General features: G+C 56.6%; 9 protein-coding genes and 1 pseudogene. 8 read left to right on the top strand and 2 right to left on the bottom strand.

Features of this window, described 5'->3' with window-relative positions:
* Nucleotides 1-108: 108 nt before the first annotated feature.
* Nucleotides 109-513 (bottom strand): nitrite reductase small subunit NirD, encoded by a 405-nt coding sequence (nirD, locus tag O5O48_RS03350; RefSeq protein WP_228247659.1) that lies wholly within the window; start codon nt 511-513, stop codon nt 109-111.
* Nucleotides 513-3,056: a nitrite reductase large subunit NirB gene (gene nirB, locus O5O48_RS03345; RefSeq protein ID WP_228247660.1), complete on the bottom strand. Its 2,544-nt coding sequence runs from the start codon at nt 3,054-3,056 to the stop codon at nt 513-515. The genes nirD and nirB overlap by 1 nt, the downstream gene beginning before the upstream one ends.
* Nucleotides 3,057-3,663: 607 nt before the next feature.
* Here nirB and O5O48_RS03340 point away from each other — a divergent pair.
* From O5O48_RS03340 to O5O48_RS03305, 8 genes and pseudogenes are all read left to right on the top strand, one after another.
* The gene (locus O5O48_RS03340; RefSeq protein ID WP_228247666.1) at nt 3,664-7,782 is read left to right on the top strand and encodes a bifunctional nitrate reductase/sulfite reductase flavoprotein subunit alpha; all 4,119 of its coding nucleotides are present in this window, start codon (nt 3,664-3,666) and stop codon (nt 7,780-7,782) included.
* A gap of 126 nt (nt 7,783-7,908) precedes the next feature.
* Nucleotides 7,909-9,102: a CmpA/NrtA family ABC transporter substrate-binding protein gene (locus O5O48_RS03335; protein ID WP_269688149.1), complete on the top strand. Its 1,194-nt coding sequence runs from the start codon at nt 7,909-7,911 to the stop codon at nt 9,100-9,102.
* A gap of 15 nt (nt 9,103-9,117) precedes the next feature.
* The gene (locus O5O48_RS03330) at nt 9,118-9,693 is read left to right on the top strand and encodes an ANTAR domain-containing response regulator (RefSeq protein WP_228247667.1); all 576 of its coding nucleotides are present in this window, start codon (nt 9,118-9,120) and stop codon (nt 9,691-9,693) included.
* A gap of 357 nt (nt 9,694-10,050) precedes the next feature.
* Nucleotides 10,051-11,265: a nitrate/nitrite transporter gene (locus tag O5O48_RS03325; RefSeq protein WP_228247662.1), complete on the top strand. Its 1,215-nt coding sequence runs from the start codon at nt 10,051-10,053 to the stop codon at nt 11,263-11,265.
* Between the two features lie 10 nt (nt 11,266-11,275).
* The gene (locus tag O5O48_RS03320) at nt 11,276-12,943 is read left to right on the top strand and encodes a bifunctional protein-serine/threonine kinase/phosphatase (RefSeq protein ID WP_269688148.1); all 1,668 of its coding nucleotides are present in this window, start codon (nt 11,276-11,278) and stop codon (nt 12,941-12,943) included.
* 75 nt (nt 12,944-13,018) lie between these two features.
* Nucleotides 13,019-13,774, top strand: a complete 756-nt coding sequence (cobA, locus tag O5O48_RS03315) for a uroporphyrinogen-III C-methyltransferase (protein ID WP_269688147.1) — start codon at nt 13,019-13,021, stop codon at nt 13,772-13,774.
* Nucleotides 13,768-14,541, top strand: a pseudogene (locus tag O5O48_RS03310) (IS256 family transposase); the annotation flags it as partial. The gene cobA and the pseudogene O5O48_RS03310, both read left to right, overlap by 7 nt.
* A gap of 485 nt (nt 14,542-15,026) precedes the next feature.
* A complete protein-coding gene (locus O5O48_RS03305; protein ID WP_269688146.1) occupies nt 15,027-17,867 on the top strand; it encodes a bifunctional diguanylate cyclase/phosphodiesterase in 2,841 nt (946 codons plus the stop codon).
* The last annotated feature ends 83 nt before the right edge of the window (nt 17,868-17,950 follow it).

Raw genomic sequence — 17,950 nt, 5'->3', positions numbered from 1 at the left:
TGTGGCCATGTCGATTTAAACATGTGACGAACGCTAATGTCCGACCTCTGCCAGTCATGGCTGGCAGGGGTCAGCAAGATCAGGCTTTTATAATAATTTGTGGGTTAATCAACCCCAAATTGCACCCTCGACTTTTTGCTTTGAGGGGAGCTGCACCTCAACGGCGTCTCCATTAAAGCGCACCGGCCAGACGTTTAACGTTTGTTCAGGATATTCGAGGCAAGTGCCGTCTTGTAAGCGAAAGTGCTGTTTATAAAGCGGCGCAGCCACCACTAAATCTCCAGCCAAGCTACCCACCAAACCACGACCAATCACATTTGCGCCCGACTTCGGATCGCGGTTTTCAATTGCGAACAAGCGATTACCTTCCGGCTCATTGGGCAGATAGAACAGCGCCACTTGGACGCCATTCAACCAAGCCACCACGCCGGAATTAGCGACCAAGTCCTGACGGCGACATAAGGTTTGCCAGTAGGTGTATTGGGCAACAGCGGCAGTATTAGCTTGGCTCATCAGACAATCTCCTCTGCGGCTACTAGGTGCAGCTCTTCTGCACGAATCGGGCGGCGTTGGCCGCGTTCTTTGACGAACTGAATATCTGGGTCAGCGCCGTTATTGTTGACGAAGGTACGGAAGCGTTTGAGCTTTTCTGGGTCTTTTAGGGCGTTGGCCCATTCGCATTCATAGCGGTCAACCACTAACTGCATCTGCCCTTCCAACTCTGCAGCCAGCCCCAAGCTGTCGTCGATAATCACGGCCTTCAGATAGTCCAAACCGCCCTCCAGGCTTTCGCGCCATACAGACGTGCGTTGCAGCTTGTCGGCTGTGCGGATATAGAACATCAGGAAGCGGTCGATGTAGCGGATCAAAGTGTCGTCATCGAGGTCGGTGGCGAACAATTCGGCGTGGCGCGGGCGCATACCGCCGTTGCCACTGATGTACAAGTTCCAGCCCTTCTCAGTAGCGATTACGCCAACGTCTTTGCTTTGCGCTTCTGCGCATTCGCGGGTACAACCAGATACCGCAAATTTAAGCTTGTGCGGTGAGCGCAGACCCTTGTAGCGGTCCTCAATCCTCAAAGCCATTTGGACACTATCTTGCACGCCATAACGGCACCAGGTACTGCCCACGCAACTTTTCACAGTGCGGGTGGACTTGCCATAGGCGTGACCAGTTTCAAAGCCGGCAGCAATCAGCTCCCCCCAGATATCTGGCAGTTCGTGCAGTTGCGCGCCGAACAGGTCGATACGCTGGCCGCCAGTGATCTTGGTATACAGGTCGTACTTTTTCGCCACTGCACCAATTGCAATCAAACCATCTGGGCTGATCTCGCCACCGGGAATCCGCGGCACCACTGAGTAGGTACCGTTCTTCTGCATGTTGGCCATAAAGGTGTCGTTGGTGTCTTGCAGTGGTACCAGCCAGGGCTCTTGAATTTGGCGGTTCCAGCACGACGCCAGAATGGAGCCCACGACCGGTTTGCAGATATCACAACCCAGTTGGCCTTTGCCATGGCGGGCCAGCAGTTCGTCAAAGGTTTCGATGCCTTCAACACGAACCACGGAGTAAAGCTCCTGACGGGTGAATGCAAAGTGCTCGCACAAGCTCTTGTCAACGCTAACGCCACGAGCAGTAAGCTCATGCTCGAACACCTGCTTAAGCAAGCTGGCGCAACCACCGCAACCAGTGGCGGCTTTGGTCTGTGTTTTGAGGCCGGCAAGGTCGTCACAACCAGCGTCGATAGCGCTGCAGATCGCCCCTTTACTGACGTTATGGCAGGAGCATACGGTGGCAGTGGCTGGCAGGGCATCGACGCCTAGCGTAGGTGCGGCTTCGCTCCGGGGCAAAATCAACGACGAGGGATCGGCAGGAAGAGTAATGCCGTTTTGTACATATTGCAGCAAGGTGTCGTAGTAGCTGTTATCTCCTACCAAAACTGCTCCCAGGGCTTGCTTGCCGTCGGCAGAAACCACCAAGCGACGATAGCTGCCGCTGGCCTCATCAATAAAGCGGTAGCTGCGCGATCCGGCAATGGTGCCCTGGGCATCGCCAATGGAACCGACATCGACCCCAAGTAGTTTGAGCTTTGTCGACATATCAGCCCCCATAAACGGGTCAGCTGCTTCGTTACATAGCTGCGCGGCTACGCTGCGGGCCATTTGGTAACCCGGCGCAACCAAACCAAAGATGCTGCCATTCCATGCCGCACATTCGCCGATAGCGTAGATGTTAGCGTCGCTGCTGCGACATTGGCTGTCGATGGCGATACCGCCACGTGGTCCTAGCTCTAATTCGCATTGTTTGGCCAGGGCATCCTGAGGGCGAATGCCTGCGGAGAAAACGATCAGGTCTGTTTCCAAGAACTCATCGTTGGCGAAGTTCATTCGGTAGCGGTATTCGCAGCCGGCTGAAATCGACTGGGTACTGCGAGATAAATGCACGCTAACGCCAAGGGCTTCGATACGCGACTTCAGGGCATGGCCACCGTGGTCATCCAACTGCACAGGCATCAAACGTGGAGCGAACTCCACCACATGGGCTTCCAGGCCCAAACTCTTAAGGGCGTTGGCCGCTTCCAGACCGAGTAAACCGCCCCCCACCACTACGCCACGGCGGGCGTTCTTGGCGGCTGCTTGGATGGTATCGAGGTCGGCCAGAGTACGGTAGACCAATCGAGAGTTACCGGCGGCACCTTCAATCGGCGGCACAAAGGGGAACGAGCCGGTTGCCAGTACAAGCTGGTCATAGAGCACGCAACCATTTGCGGTAATTATCTTGCGGCTGTCGCGGTCGATTTCCAGCACCGGCACACTCAGGTGCAGAGTGACACCTGGGGTTTGATAAAGCGCCGAGTCGCCAAGGGCGAGGGATTCTGCATCGCGGCCACCGAAGTATTCGGACAGGTGCACACGGTCGTAGGCGCGCAGCGGCTCTTCGCTGAACACATGAATCTGGTAGCGGCTCAACGCACCGCGTTGAACTAACTGTTCTAAGCAGTGATGACCAACCATGCCGTTGCCAATGATGACCAATTGCTGAAGATCTGTACTGTTCATGTGTAAATCCGCCCACGCCGCTACGGTTTGTTTTGAGCAAAAAAAAACGCCTGGAACCAAGAGGTTCCAGGCGCCTTTGCCTGTTCGTACTGCCGGCCTATACGCCTGATGCAGTCCTTGTCACCCGGACTTTTCTCAGTCAACGATCGCCATTGATCGACGGGGTGCCTCACCTACGCAATGGCAGTGAGCTGATCGAGACTATGCAGTGGCTGTGCCAGAAATTTATTAGCCTTCTGCAAACGCCACATTTACGGGCTTCCTGCCAGACAGGGGAATTAGCTCACGTACCAATTCAGAACTAAAACAGTGCAGTTTTCGATCTATCGCCCCAATGTGACGCAATTTAGACATCACAAAGTACTCGTTTAAGTGGTTTCAGCTTCGATGCTTTTAAAGTCAAGAACTCGCAACTGAAGCCGCTCACACTGTGCCGCGTAAGAGTTTGCGATGCTTTTGGCCCAACCATTGCTTCGTATACGCAAAGGCCGTCAACGAAGATGGTCGAAACATTCAAGCAATACACACGACAAAGGCGCCGTGCAGTTCCCGTTAAAAGACGAGGAGCAGCATGGCGCCTTTGTCGTTTCCACAGATGGATACGACGATGTCAGCAAAACCGACGGTCAGCAAAACAGTGCGAAGCGTATGCCCTTACTGTGGGGTGGGCTGTGGCATTGTTATGCAGGTAGAAGACAACCTGATCGTCAAAGTTTCCGGAGATAAACAGCACCCAAGTAACTTCGGTCGCCTGTGCACCAAGGGCACTACCTGCGGCCAAGCCGTCGCTAACAGTGGACGTATGGAGTACGCGTTTGTGCGCCAGGCGCGCAGCTGCGACCCTATGCGCGTGGCCATCGACGAAGCCATCGATACTACCGCCAGGCGCCTGCGCGACATCATTGACGCGCATGGTCCGGATGCCGTGGCCCTGTATGTCAGTGGGCAAATGTCCTTGGAGGCGCAGTACCTGGCCAACAAACTTACCAAGGGTTTTATTCGCAGCAGCCATATCGAATCCAACTCTCGGCTGTGTATGGCCAGCGCCGGCAGCGGCTACAAACAATCCCTCGGTGCCGATGGCCCACCCGGCGCGTACAGCGACTTTGAACACAGCGATGTGTTTTTAGTGATCGGTTCCAATATGGCCGACTGCCATCCAATCCTATTTCTGCGCCTGCTCGACCGAGTTAAGACCGGGGCCAAGCTGATCGTCATCGACCCGAGGCGCACTGCCACTGCAGAAAAGGCCAGTCTGTACCTACAAATCGCCCCGGGCACAGATCTGGCGCTGCTCAATGGTTTGCTTCATTTACTGATGAAAAACGGCCATACCGACCCAGCGTTTATAGCTGAATTCACCGAAGGCTGGGATGTAATGCCGAGTTTTCTTGAGGACTACTCGCCCGAAAAAGTCGCCGCCATCACCGGCCTGAACGAGGCTGATATTCGCCAGACTGCGCAATGGCTAGGTGAAGCAAAAAACTGGATGAGCTGCTGGACCATGGGCCTTAACCAAAGCATACAAGGAACCTGGCACACCAACGCCCTATGTAACTTGCACCTTGCCACCGGCGCCATTTGCCGTCCAGGCAGCGGGCCGTTCTCCCTTACCGGCCAACCTAATGCCATGGGTGGGCGCGAGATGGGCTATATGGGCCCAGGCCTACCAGGACAACGCTCTGCCTTGATAGCAGAGGACCGTGCGTTCATTGAACGAATTTGGGCCCTCAAGCCCGGCAGTTTGCGCAGTGAGGGTGGCGATGGCACGGTGGCCCTATTCGAGGCCATGGCCGCTGGTGAAGTTAAAGCCTGTTGGATTATTTGTACCAATCCGGTGGCCAGTGTGCCCAATCGCAAAACCGTGATTGAGGCATTGCAAAAGGCAGAACTGGTAATCACTCAGGACGCTTACCTGGATACCGAAACCAATCGCTACGCCGACATCCTGCTACCAGGGGCGCTGTGGGCGGAAGCCGAGGGGGTGATGATCAACTCCGAGCGCAACCTTACGCTAATGCAGGAAGCCGTAATGCCGCCAGGCGATACCTTGCCTGACTGGGAAATTATCGCCCGTGTAGCCTGCGCCATGGGCTACAGCGAGGCGTTTAGCTACACCAGCGCAAGCGAAGTATTTGAAGAAATCAAACGCTGCTGGAACCCCCAAACCGGCTATGACATTCGTGGTGCCAGCTATGAACGCCTACGCGAGCAACCGCTTCAATGGCCTATTGCCGATAGCAATGCGGTCACGCGCAATCCAATCCGTTACTTGAATAACAATGTCAGTCAATGCTTGAAACTGGCTGCAGATGGCAGCCAACCTGCACTAGTGTTTGCAACAGAAAGCGGCAAAGCGCAGTTCTTTGCACGCCCCCATTTGCTGCCTGCAGAACTGCCCGACGAGGCATTCCCTCTGGTGCTCAATACAGGTCGCTTGCAGCATCATTGGCACACCCTAACCAAGACCGGCAAAGTGCCCACGCTGAACAAACTCCATCCCGGCCCCTTTGTAGAAATTCACCCGAGCGACGCCACCCGCCTGGCCATTAATGAACGCGACGACGTGGAAATTCGCTCCCGCCATGGCGTCGCGGTACTACCAGCTCTAATCAGCGACCGTGTGCGCCCAGGCAACTGCTTTGCGCCCTTCCACTGGAACGATGTGTTTGGTGAACAGCTGGCCATTAACGCTGTGACCAGCGACGACATAGACCCCATATCCTTTCAGCCGGCATTCAAGTTCTGCGCAGTCAATCTAAAAGCCGTCAGATCTGCGCTGTCCATTCTAGGGACAACTGTTTCCGAGGAGCCCCACCCCATGCAGACCAATGCCTTTGCTCGCCTGCTAAACCTCGACCCCCCGGCAAATTTGCAACTAAACGCTGCCGAGCAGCTTTATATGCAGGGTTATCTGTTGGGTCTCAGTAGCGTTGAAGGGTGTTTAAGTGGCGTACCTACCCTACCCACCAGTGCACCGCTAACGGAAAACAAACGCCTCTTGCTGGACGGCATGTTGGCAGGATTGTTTTCTCGCCAAAGCGCCGGTGTGACTATGACCAGCGATACGTCAGGACTGCTTAGCGCAACACAAGCTGACCTGATGAGCCCGCAGTGGTTGGTGCTGTGGGCCTCACAAACCGGCAATAGCGAAGGCTTGGCCGAAGCCTTCACACAACGCCTAGTCAGTAAAGGCCAACGCGCGCGCATGTTGGCTATGGATAACGCCGAGCTGGAGGACCTGCGAGGCGCTGCCTGCGTACTTTTGGTGACCAGCACCTTTGGCGATGGCGAGCCACCGGACAATGCCATCAGTTTTTGGGCCAGCCTAGAAAATGCCGAAGCCCAAGCCTTGGCAAACATCCGTTACAGCGTGTTGGCGCTAGGCGACTCCAATTACGACCAATTCTGTGGTTTTGGTCGCAAGCTGGATGAGCGCCTAGCAGCCCTTGGCGGCGAACGCCTGCACCCGCGACAAGATTGCGAACCAGACTTTCAACAAGTCGCTGAGCAATGGCTGGAAAAAATCTGTACAACCATGCCAAGCGGGTCCATTGCCACAATGGAAAAAAACTACAACGTGCTGCAAGCCTCCGTCGAGAGCAGTCGCTATAACCGTCACAGCCCGCTGACCAGTCGATTGCTAGAAAACCGCATTCTCAACAGCCCGGGGGCGCAGAAGGAAACCCGCCATATCGTCTTCGATCTCGGCGACCACGATTTCCCCTACCAAGCCGGGGATGCCCTGGGTGTATGGCCAAAAAATTGCCCAGAGCAGGTCAACGCCTTTCTGGAGGCCTTGCAGCTTGATGGTAATTGCAGCGTTGAACTGAAAGAACAACCACCCATGCCCTTGCGCATAGCCCTTGAGGAGCATTTGGAAATCGCCCGAATCACCCCTCAGCAACTGCAATGGTTATGCGAGCGCTCGGCCAGTCCGCTCTTGGCGGAGCTGCTGCGCAGCGGCGAACAAAACGACCTCAAGGATTGGCTCTGGGGACGTCAATTGCTCGACCTGTTGTTGGAGTTCCCCATACACCTCAACAACAACGAACTGCTGAGCTTTCTCAAACCTCTGCAGCCGCGCCTATATTCCATTTCATCGAGCCCTAAAGCGCATCCGAACCAAGTGCATATCACCGTTTCTACCGTGCGCTACCGGCACCAGAACAAGGAGCGTGGCGGCGTTTGTTCAACCTTTCTAGCCGACCGTGCAGAGAGCCAAGGCGCAAGGATATTTCTGCAACGCTCGGCACACTTTCGCCCCCCGCAAGATCCGCAGATGCCGCTGATCATGATTGGCCCAGGAACCGGAATTGCCCCGTTCCGCGCCTTTCTGCAGGAGCGACAAGCCCAAGGCGGAATTGGCAAAAACTGGTTGTTCTTTGGCGAACAACGCGCCGAAAGCGACTTTTACTATCACGATGAACTGCGTAACTGGCAACTTAGCGGCCTACTCACTCGTTTAGACACTGCCTTCTCCCGGGACCAGGCAGAAAAAATCTATGTGCAACAACGCATGCTCGAACATGGCGCGTTGCTGTGGAGCTGGCTGCAACAAGGTGCATCGGTATGCGTCTGCGGTGACGCCGCACGCATGGCCAAAGACGTCGACGCCGCCCTAAAAAAGATCGTGCATGTACATGGGAAAATGAGCAGTGGCGCTGCCGCCCTGTACGTAAGCGGTATGAGCAAAGAGCGGCGGTATTTGCGCGATGTGTATTGATGCCCGTGTTTGCTGGGATTGCGACTGAAACCGCTCCTACACAGATCAAAAAGTGAACCCACCTAACACGACCACGGCACAGCAATTGCTGTGCTTTTTGCGGTCTAGGTTTTCAGGAATACCCCTATGAGCGATGGCCTGCATATGCACTCTCTGGCCTGGGTTGGGGGCAGCGATGCTCCAGAAAAGAATGCCCTTAATATCGGCTATATGCCGCTGACGGACTGCGCCTCCATGGTCGTGGCAGCCACACAGGGGTTTGGCCAGCCCTACGGCTTAACCCTCAATCTCAGACGCCAGACCTCCTGGGCAGGCATAAATGACAAGCTGCTTAGCGGCGAACTGGACGCTGCCCACAGCCTGTACGGTATGATCTATGCCATTCAGTTGGGTATCAGCGGCGCCGCTGCAACTGATATGGCCATACTTATGGGTTTGAACCAGAATGGCCAGAGCATCAATCTGTCACAGCCACTGAAAGAAGCTGGCGTGACCAGCGCCAGTGCACTGCAACAGCACGCGCACCAAAAAGGCACAAAACTTACCTTCGCCCAGACTTTCCCAACCGGCACCCATGCCATGTGGCTTTATTACTGGTTGGCCAGCCAGGGCATTCACCCGCTGCAGGATGTAAACAGCGTGGTAGTGCCGCCGCCGCAAATGCTCGCGCATTTGGAAGCCGGACGCATTGATGGCTTTTGCGTGGGCGAGCCTTGGTCTGCCCATGCCGTGGAGCATGGCCAGGGCTTTACCCTAACCACCAGCCAAGCAATCTGGCCGGACCATCCGGAAAAAGTCTTGGCCTGCACACGCGAATTTGTTGAGCAAAACCCCAATGCCGCCCGCGCTTTGGTGATGTCGGTATTGGATGCCAGCCGGTTTATTGAGAAAAGCCTCGAAAACCGCCGTAGCACAGCACAACTTTTGAGCTGCAGTGAGTTCCTCGATGCACCGTTATCGAGTGTCGAACCGCGCCTGCTAGGCGAGTACTGCGATGGCCTGGGCAATCGATGGCATGATGCTCACTCCTTGCGCTTTCATAACAACGGTGCCACTAACTTTCCCTACCTGTCGGACGGGATGTGGTTTCTCACTCAATTCCGTCGTTGGGGTTTGCTGCGCGAGGACCCTGACTATCTCGCCGTCACTAGCCAGGTACAGCAAACTGAGCTGTACAGCGCCGCCGCAACCGCCCTGAACATTCCTGTGCCTGATACCGCAATACGCAGCAGCCGCCTGCTTGATGGAAGCGTATGGAATGGTGCCGACCCTGCCGGCTATGCCCGCAGTTTTACCCTGCATGCCCTCAATGACCACTGACTGAAGATGGCCGCCATGCTACGTATCTTGCTGATCAACGACACATCCAAAAAAGTTGGACGTTTGCGCACTGCCTTGAGCGAAGCGGGCTTTGAAGTGATCGACGAATCTGGGCTGACCATCGACTTGCCCACCCGTGTTGAATCCGTGCGGCCGGATGTGGTTTTGATCGACACTGAGTCACCAAGCCGCGATGTGATGGAACAGGTGGTGCTTGTGACCCGCGATCAGCCACGGCCGATTGTGATGTTTACAGACGAACACGATCCCGGTGTCATGCGCCAGGCGATTAAGTCTGGGGTGAGCGCCTATATCGTCGAAGGCATTCATGCCCAGCGCCTGCAGCCGATCATGGACGTGGCCATGGCGCGCTTTGAAAGCGACCAGATGCTGCGTTCGCAACTGCACGCCCGAGACCAGCAGTTGGCTGAACGCAAACGGATTGAATTAGCCAAAGGCATGTTGATGAAGATGAAAGACTGCAACGAAGAGGATGCGTACACCCTGATGCGTCGCCAAGCCATGAGCAAACAACAGAAGCTGATTCAGGTGGCAGAGCAGATTATCGCGATGAATGAGTTGCTGGGTTAACCGTAAAAACAGTAACTGCCCGATAGGCCTCTAAGAAAACCAAACGCTGCGCCTGCTCCATAACACAGCACACTGCACCAAGAGCGATGGCGTTCAGCCTGAAAGGCTCTGTAAACAGAAGCGAAACCATTGATCTAGAGACCCCAATACATAATGGCATAGAAGCTGCTTACTATTCTTACAGGTAGCCAACGGCGGTTGCCCCATCACGACAATGACGTCGCACTCCCCTCGCTAAAGCGAACTTGGGACTGCGGCGTTTTTGCGTTTATGGCCTTGGAAACGGGGCTTGGTGGGCAGCTTTCCAAGCTACCCACCTGCAAACATAACTACCTATTTGCAGATGAGGTGCTGGGAATGAACACCAACAGTTTCTGGAAAGCCGGTCACACCCCAACGTTGTTTGCCGCCTTCTTGTATTTCGATTTGAGCTTTATGGTTTGGTACCTGTTAGGCCCAATGGCAGTTCAGATTGCTACAGACCTGCAATTAACCACTCAGCAACGCGGATTTATGGTGGCTACGCCGATCCTTGCTGGCGCTCTATTGCGTTTTTTTATGGGCATGCTGGCAGATCAGTTGTCGCCAAAAACTGCAGGCATCTTCGGTCAGGTAGTGGTCATCGGTGCACTGCTGGCAGCTTGGCAACTGGGCATCCATAGCTATGAACAAGCGTTGCTGCTGGGCGTATTCCTCGGCATGGCAGGTGCGTCTTTTGCCGTGGCCTTGCCGCTGGCTTCGCAGTGGTACCCTGCAGAGCACCAAGGCAAAGCTATGGGCATTGCCGGGGCGGGTAACTCTGGAACTGTTATCGCCGCCTTGGCTGCCCCCGTGTTAGCCACCGCCTTTGGCTGGAACAATGTGTTTGGCCTGGCTCTGATCCCGCTGCTACTGACCCTGATAGCCTTCGCCTTGATGGCGCGCAACGCACCCAATCGAAGCAAAGCAAAATCCATGGCCGATTACTTCAAGGCTCTGGGCGACCGTGATAGCTGGTGGTTTATGTTCTTCTACAGCGTCACCTTTGGCGGCTTTATCGGCCTTGCCAGCGCTCTGCCTGGTTATTTCCACGACCAATACGGCCTTAGCCCGGTCACAGCCGGTTACTACACTGCGGCCTGCGTGTTTGGTGGTAGCTTGATGCGCCCATTGGGCGGAGCCCTCGCTGACCGCTTCGGCGGTATTCGCACCTTACTTGGTATGTATGCAGTGGCGTCCATTTGTATTGCGGCGGTGGGCTTCCATCTTTCCAGTTCAGTGGCGGCATTGGCCTTGTTCGTTAGCGCCATGTTGGGATTGGGTGCAGGTAACGGTGCCGTGTTCCAACTGGTGCCACAGCGCTTTCGTAAAGAGATTGGCGTGATGACCGGTCTTATCGGTATGGCCGGCGGTATAGGCGGTTTCCTCCTGGCTGCTGGCCTCGGAGCAATCAAACAGAATACCGGCGACTACCAAATCGGACTGTGGTTATTTGCCAGCTTGGGTCTAATTGCTTGGTTTGGTTTGCACGGCGTGAAAAATCGCTGGAGAACCACGTGGGGTTCGGCTGCTTTGACTGCTGCAAGGGTCTGAGTAAACCATCATGGGCCTACGACTGAGCTGCGCCGAGTACAGCGCCAGCGGACCGCGCGCGGAAAACCAGGACGCGGTGCGCTTGGTCACTCCGGCGCCTTCGCTGGCTGGCAGCAAGGGGTTTTTATTTGCCTTGGCTGACGGCGTAAGCCAATGCGCAGACGGCGGCCTGGCTGCACGTTCAACTTTGCAAGCCCTGGCTCACGATTATTACGCAACCCCCGAAACCTGGGGCGTGGCGCAAGCCCTGGACCGTCTGCTGCTGGCACAAAACCGCTGGTTACATGCCAATGGCGGCGGCCAGCCGCTGCTCACAACCCTCAGCGCTTTGGTGCTGCGCGGCAGGTACTTTACGCTCGCGCATATCGGCGACTGCCGGGTGTACCGCTGGTTTTGCGGGCAGTTACAGCGCATCAGTGAAGACCACGTCTGGGGCCAACCGGGTATGCAGCATGTGCTCAAGCGAGCCATGGGCTTGGAGCAGCATGTAGTAGTGGATTACCTGAATGGTGAGTTGCGCCCTGGCGAGAGTTTCCTGCTAGTCAGCGATGGCGTTTGGGCCACCTTAAGTGAGGCCTCGATTGCCAGTATTCTGTGTGATGAACAGCAACTGCAAGCAGCCACCCAGGCTCTGGTTAGCGCTGCCCATCATGCTGGCAGCCAGGACAACGCAAGTGCTGTGTTGGTGCGGGTCGATGAGCTGGGAGAGATCAGCTTGAGCGACACTCTGGGGCAGCTGGAGCAATGGCCAGTTCCACCAGTTTTAAAACCCGGGCAGCTATTTGAAGGTTGGCAGGTGGAAGCCCTCTTGGGGCAAAGCCGGCAGTCAGTGCTGTACCGGGTGTATGACAAACAGCAACAACCCTGGCTGTTAAAAACCCTACCAGCCAGCAGGGAAAGTGACAGCACAGCAGGGAATGCCCTATTGCAGGAAGAGTGGTTTCTGCGGCGGGTGGCCGGGCGTTACTTTCCCGAAGTGCACCACGCCAACCAGCGTCAGCACCTTTACTACCTGATGCGCGAATACTCCGGCATCACCCTGGCCGAGCACTATCACATGCACGGCGCCTTCGGCCTTAATCAATGGCTGGAAATCGCCCAGCGCCTTATAAAGGCGCTGGGCATGCTGCATCGACGTAACATAGTCCATCGGGATATCAAGCCGGAGAATCTGCTGCTCAGTGCTGATGGCGAGCTGCGAATCCTGGATTTCGGTTTGGCCTATTGCCCTGGACTTTCCAATCAGGCAGTGGGTGAGTTGCCCGGCACGCCCAGTTTTATTGCCCCGGAAGCCTATGCGGGCGCGCAGCCCAGTGCTGCGCAAGACATCTATAGCGCCGGCGTTACGCTGTATTACCTGCTTACTGGGCACTACCCCTACGGCGAAATAGAGGCGTTTCAGCACCCGCGCTTTGGTAATCCTGTGGCCGCTAATCGCTACCGCCCGGACCTTCCAGAATGGCTGGTGCACAACCTCGAAAAAGCCTTGACCAGCGACCCCGCCAAGCGTTTTGAAACCGCCGAAGAGTGGCTATTGGCTCTGCATCATGGCGAACACCAACCTAGCACTCGATCCCGGCCATTGCTTGAACGAGAGCCGCTGAAAGTGTGGCGAGTTGTGGCAATGACCTCGCTATTGGTCAATGGCCTGTTGTTGATTTGGTTGCTGCACGCATGACTTCAAACAACACAAGAGCGCAGCAAGCGTGAAAGCTCTCTGCGACGCATACACAGCCCTGATAAGGAAGATCCTGTGATCGCAAAAGTCTGGTTAGTGGGTGCCGGTCCCGGTGACCCTGAATTGCTCACCCTCAAGGCCGTGCGCGCCCTTAAAAGTGCCGACATTGTCATGATTGATGACCTGGTTAATCCAGCTGTGCTCGAACACTGTGTAAGCGCAAAGGTGATTGGCGTCGGCAAACGTGGCGGTTGCCGCTCTACCCCGCAGGATTTCATTCACCGTTTGATGCTGCGCTACGCGCGTCAAGGCAAGTGTGTGGTGCGTCTAAAGGGCGGCGATCCGTGCATATTTGGCCGTGGCAGCGAAGAGGCCGAATGGCTAGGCGCCCGAGGTATTGAAGTGGAACTGGTGAACGGCATCACTGCAGGTTTAGCCGGTGCCACGCAATGTGGCATTCCTCTGACCTTGCGAGGCGTGGCGCGAGGCGTCACCTTGGTCACTGCCCACACCCAGGACGACAGCAGCCTAAACTGGCAGGCCCTAGCGCAGACGGGCACCACCCTGGTGGTTTACATGGGTGTGGCCAAGCTGGAAGAAGTGCAACGGGAATTGCTTGCCGGCGGGCTGACTGCCAGCACCCCGGTCGCCATGATTGAAAACGCCTCTCTACCCCGTCAGCGCGAGTGTCGAAGTGATTTGGCCAACATGAGTAACGTCGCCCAAACTTTCAGACTTAAGTCACCTGCTGTGATTGTAATTGGAGAGGTATCAGGACAAGGGCGCGTGAAAAGGGAATGCCTAGAGATCATCGATAGCCATCTGCCGTAACCGATGAGGTGAAGGCCTGGCAGTCACGGCCGCTCGACGCGGTCTATCCCATCGTCTACCTCGACTGCATCCACACCAAGGTGCGTGAGGGTGCCGTGCGGGTGAAGGCGGTTTACCTGGCGCTGGGCATCAACCTGGCCGGGGAGAAGGAAATCCTCGGGCTATGGATCGCCCAGAGCGAGGGTGCCAAGTTCTGGTTGCAGGTGGTGACCGAGTTGCGCAACCGTGGCGTGCAGGACATCTTCATCGCCTGCGTGGATGGCCTGAAGGGCTTCCCCGAGGCCATCGAGGCGGTCTTCCCGCACACCAGCGTGCAACTGTGCATCGTGCATATGGTCAGGCACAGCCTGAACTACGTCTCTTGGAAACGGCGCGCCGAGGTAGCGGCTGACCTGAAGCGGATTTACCAGTCCAGCACGGCGGACGAGGCTGAGCTGCGCCTTGGCGAGTTCGAAACCAAATGGGATGACGACTACCTGCCAATTGGTCAGTCCTGGCGGCGCAACTGGGCTCGGATCACGCCGTTCTTCGACTTCCCACCGGAGATCCGCAAAGTGATCTATACCACCAACGCCATTGAGTCGGTGAACATGAGTTTGCGCAAGATAACCAAGAACCGCGGCTCGTTCCCCAGCGACGAGGCGCTGCTGAAACTGTTCTATCTGGCGCTACGCAACATCAGCAAGAAATGGACGATGCCGATCCGTGACTGGAAAGCGGCACTGACACGCTTTACGATCAGCTACGAAGGCAGGCTGCCACAGTAGTAACCCCATCCCCGGTTACACAGAATTCTGCACACCCTCGCGGTACAGTGCCCAGTTTTTGCGATCTCGGGAAAACTCGTGAAAACCAAGCATAAACAACTAGTTAACCCTATTGTACCCTCGGCAATACTAGCCTAGACTTTACTGGCCTTGGCGTAACATCTAGCGACTTGTAATCAGTAGGTCCCGAGTTCGACTCTTGGTGCCGGCACCACAACACAAAAGGCTTGCGAGAAATCGCAGGCCTTTTTTGTTTTTCAGCGGTTGTTGCAAGAGGCAGATCGGATCTGCCCGACCCTTGGCGTGCTCGGATGCACCGCCGCCCGGCGGCGATACGCCAGTGCAACCGGGCATCAATGGTGGCCCGTCAGGCGGGCTGGCATTGCTTGTGTCTTGCGTAACCCTGCTGCGACGGGCGCTGCAGCTGTCTGGCTTTGCGGAGTATTCGAATGCATCCTGGTGGTGACCCTAAGTGGCGGTTCGCGATGCTTGCGTGCCTGATGTCGGCTGCGTTGATGGTGGTTGCCCTGTCTCTTCCGCGTATCCCGCTTTTTGTCGAGCGACCGCAGGATTATCTGTCGCTTCATCTGTTGCTTGAGCTGGTTGCGGTCATTGTTTCGGCGATGGTCGTTACCACTGCCTGGGGTGCGCTGGGTAAGCGTGATATGCCAAGCGCCAATGTGCTGATCTTCGGCTTCACTCTTGTGGCGGGCGCGGATCTGGTTCATATCCTGGTGTATGAAGGCATGCCATCACTGATTGTCGATGGCAGTATCGAGCTGACCATTTTTTTCTGGCTGGCAGGGCGCACTCTTGAGGCGCTTTGTTTGCTGCTGGTCGCCGCTGGTATACGTTTTCCCGGTTCGCCGGCGCGCTGGTTGCTGGCCGGGCTGATGCTGTTGGTGCTACTGATCCTGATCGGTGTCTACGCGGTATCCTTTCTGCCGGACACCTTTATACCGGGTCAGGGCGTGACCCCATTCAAGGCCGGGATCGAGTATGTGCTGTGCACGGCCAACCTGGTTTTGGCAGCCTGGTTGTTTATCCGCTTCCGTCGCGAGGGCAATGTCCGTTTCTTCTGGCTCGGCCTGGCAAGCTTTGTCATGGGGGTGGGTGAACTGGCATTTACCGGCTATGTCGATCCGTCTGACGCCATCAGCCTGCTGGGGCACTTCTACAAGGTGCTGGCCTACATCTTTATCTATCGGGCAGCATTTATCGTCGCGGTTCATGAGCCCTATGCGCTTTTGAGTCAAACCACCGAACTTGCGCAGGCCAGGGAGCAGGACCTGAACAGGTTGATGCAAAATCTGCCGGTCGGTGTGGTGCGTCTGGATCCGAGTCTGGCGATCCGCTTTCGTAATCCGGCCTTTGACCGTGCCTTTGCCGGCGCTTCCTCTGCAGAGACCGGGCGGCCATTTGAGTGGGCGATCAATGCTGATCTTTTTGGGCAGCTGTTGCCATTGCTGCGCAATGCACTGCGCGGTGAGCGTGGACAGCTTGATGGCGCTTACCGCGCGCCGCAGGGAGAGCTGCGCCATGGCCACGCCATCGTGGTGCCTGATGGCGACGGCGTCATGGCGATCTTTACCGATACCACTGAGCGCGAGCGGAACCTGCAAAAGCTGGAGCTGTCGATGCGCGAGAACAGTGATATTAGGCTGGCACTGGACGCTCATGCCATTGTTGCGTTCACTGATGCGCGTGGCGTGATTACCAAGGTCAACGACAAGTTCTGCGCGATCTCCCAATACGCCCGTGATGAGCTGATCGGTCAGACCCATGGCCTGCTCAATTCGGGCTCCCATCCGCGGGCCTTCTTCGTCGATCTGTGGCGCACCATTACCCAGGGCGAGGTCTGGAATGGCGAGGTCTGCAACCGGGCGAAAGATGGCTCGCTGTATTGGGTGCAGACAACCATCGTGCCCTTTGTCGGTGACAACGGCCTGCCGGAGCAATATATCGCCATCCGCGCCGATATTACCAAGCGCAAGCAGGCTGAAGCGCAGGCACTGCATATCGCTCTGCACGATGAGTTGACCGGCCTGCCCAATCGCCGGCTGATGACCGAACGCCTGTTGCAGGCGACCCGCAAGGCTGTGCGCAGCGGCAGTTACGGTGCGGTGTTGATGATCGATCTGGATAACTTCAAGGAGATCAACGATACCCTTGGTCATGCCCAGGGAGACGCACTGCTGTGTCAGGTCGCCGGACGGCTGCAGCAAGTGGTTCGTGACGTGGACACCGTGACCCGGCTGGGTGGGGACGAGTTTGTGCTGCTGTTTGAGGACCTGGGCAGTGATCTGGACCAGGTCGTCGCCCGGGTCGCCGCGCGCGCAGAGCACATTCGTCAGCGGCTGGGTGAGCCCTATCAGCTCAGCAGTCTGCAGCTGGGTGTGTCACCAAGTATCGGCGTCACGCTGTTCTCCCTGATCGATGACCAGCCGGAGGAGCTGGTCAAACAGGCTGACATGGCGATGTATCGGGCCAAGGATGCGGGTCGTGATCAGGTATGCTTCTTTGATCCGGCGATGCAGACCGAGGTGGTGGCGCGCGCGATGCTGCTGCGCGACCTGCGTCAGGCGCTGGAGAACCATGAGTTCTGCCTGTTCTATCAGCCGGTAGTGGACGGGCAGCAGCGGATACTGGGTGTCGAGGCCCTTATCCGCTGGCAACACCCCCAGCGTGGCATGGTCTCGCCGGCCACCTTCATTCCGCTGGCCGAGGACAGCGGGCTGATCCTGCCGATAGGTCAATGGGTGCTGGAAACGGCCTGCCGCCAGTTGGTCAGCTGGGCACAGGACCCGGAACGCGCCCACTGGCATATCGCCGTTAACGTCAGTGCCAGGCAACTGAATCAGGTCGAGTTTGTCGATCAGGTAACCGCTGTCATCGACGCCACGGGCGCACCTGCTGCCAGGCTGCGCATGGAGTTGACCGAGAGCATGCTGCAGGACAACCTGCCGCGTACCATCGGCAAGATGCGCACCCTGCGACAGATGGGTATCCGTTTCTCGCTGGATGACTTTGGCACCGGTTATTCCTCGCTCAGTTATCTCAAGCGACTGCCGCTGGATCAGCTGAAGATCGACAAGTCCTTTATCGACCACATTCTCACCGACGCCAACGACGCGGCGATAGCCGGCACCATTGTGGCGCTGGGGCGAACGCTCGGGTTGGGCGTCGTGGCCGAGGGCGTGGAAACCGTCGAGCAGATGCGTTTTCTGGTCGACAGCGGCTGTGAGGTGTTTCAGGGCTACCTGTTTGGTCGCCCGGTTGAAGCGGCCGCGCTGGGACGCAGTCGTGAGTCATTGGCAACCAGCTGATCGGTTACCTGCCTCTCGGGCGCCATTTTGCGCCACCGGCGATTGCCAAGGCAGGCTGCCGGGGTCGAGAATGAAGGCGCCTT

It is taken from the genome of Halopseudomonas sp. MFKK-1 (genome assembly GCF_027474385.1).
GTDB lineage: Bacteria > Pseudomonadota > Gammaproteobacteria > Pseudomonadales > Pseudomonadaceae > Halopseudomonas > Halopseudomonas aestusnigri.
Note: the sequence above shows the minus strand (reverse complement) of the source record. Positions and strands in the feature narration are given on the sequence as shown.

Coding starts and splice junctions, on each gene's coding strand:
- O5O48_RS03325 (WP_228247662.1), top strand. CDS start 10,051: ATGAACACCAACAGTTTCTGGAAAGCCGGTCACACCCCAACGTTGTTT.
- O5O48_RS03335 (WP_269688149.1), top strand. CDS start 7,909: ATGAGCGATGGCCTGCATATGCACTCTCTGGCCTGGGTTGGGGGCAGC.
- nirB (WP_228247660.1), bottom strand. CDS start 3,056: ATGAACAGTACAGATCTTCAGCAATTGGTCATCATTGGCAACGGCATG.
- O5O48_RS03340 (WP_228247666.1), top strand. CDS start 3,664: ATGTCAGCAAAACCGACGGTCAGCAAAACAGTGCGAAGCGTATGCCCT.
- O5O48_RS03320 (WP_269688148.1), top strand. CDS start 11,276: ATGGGCCTACGACTGAGCTGCGCCGAGTACAGCGCCAGCGGACCGCGC.
- O5O48_RS03305 (WP_269688146.1), top strand. CDS start 15,027: ATGCTTGCGTGCCTGATGTCGGCTGCGTTGATGGTGGTTGCCCTGTCT.
- O5O48_RS03330 (WP_228247667.1), top strand. CDS start 9,118: ATGCTACGTATCTTGCTGATCAACGACACATCCAAAAAAGTTGGACGT.
- nirD (WP_228247659.1), bottom strand. CDS start 513: ATGAGCCAAGCTAATACTGCCGCTGTTGCCCAATACACCTACTGGCAA.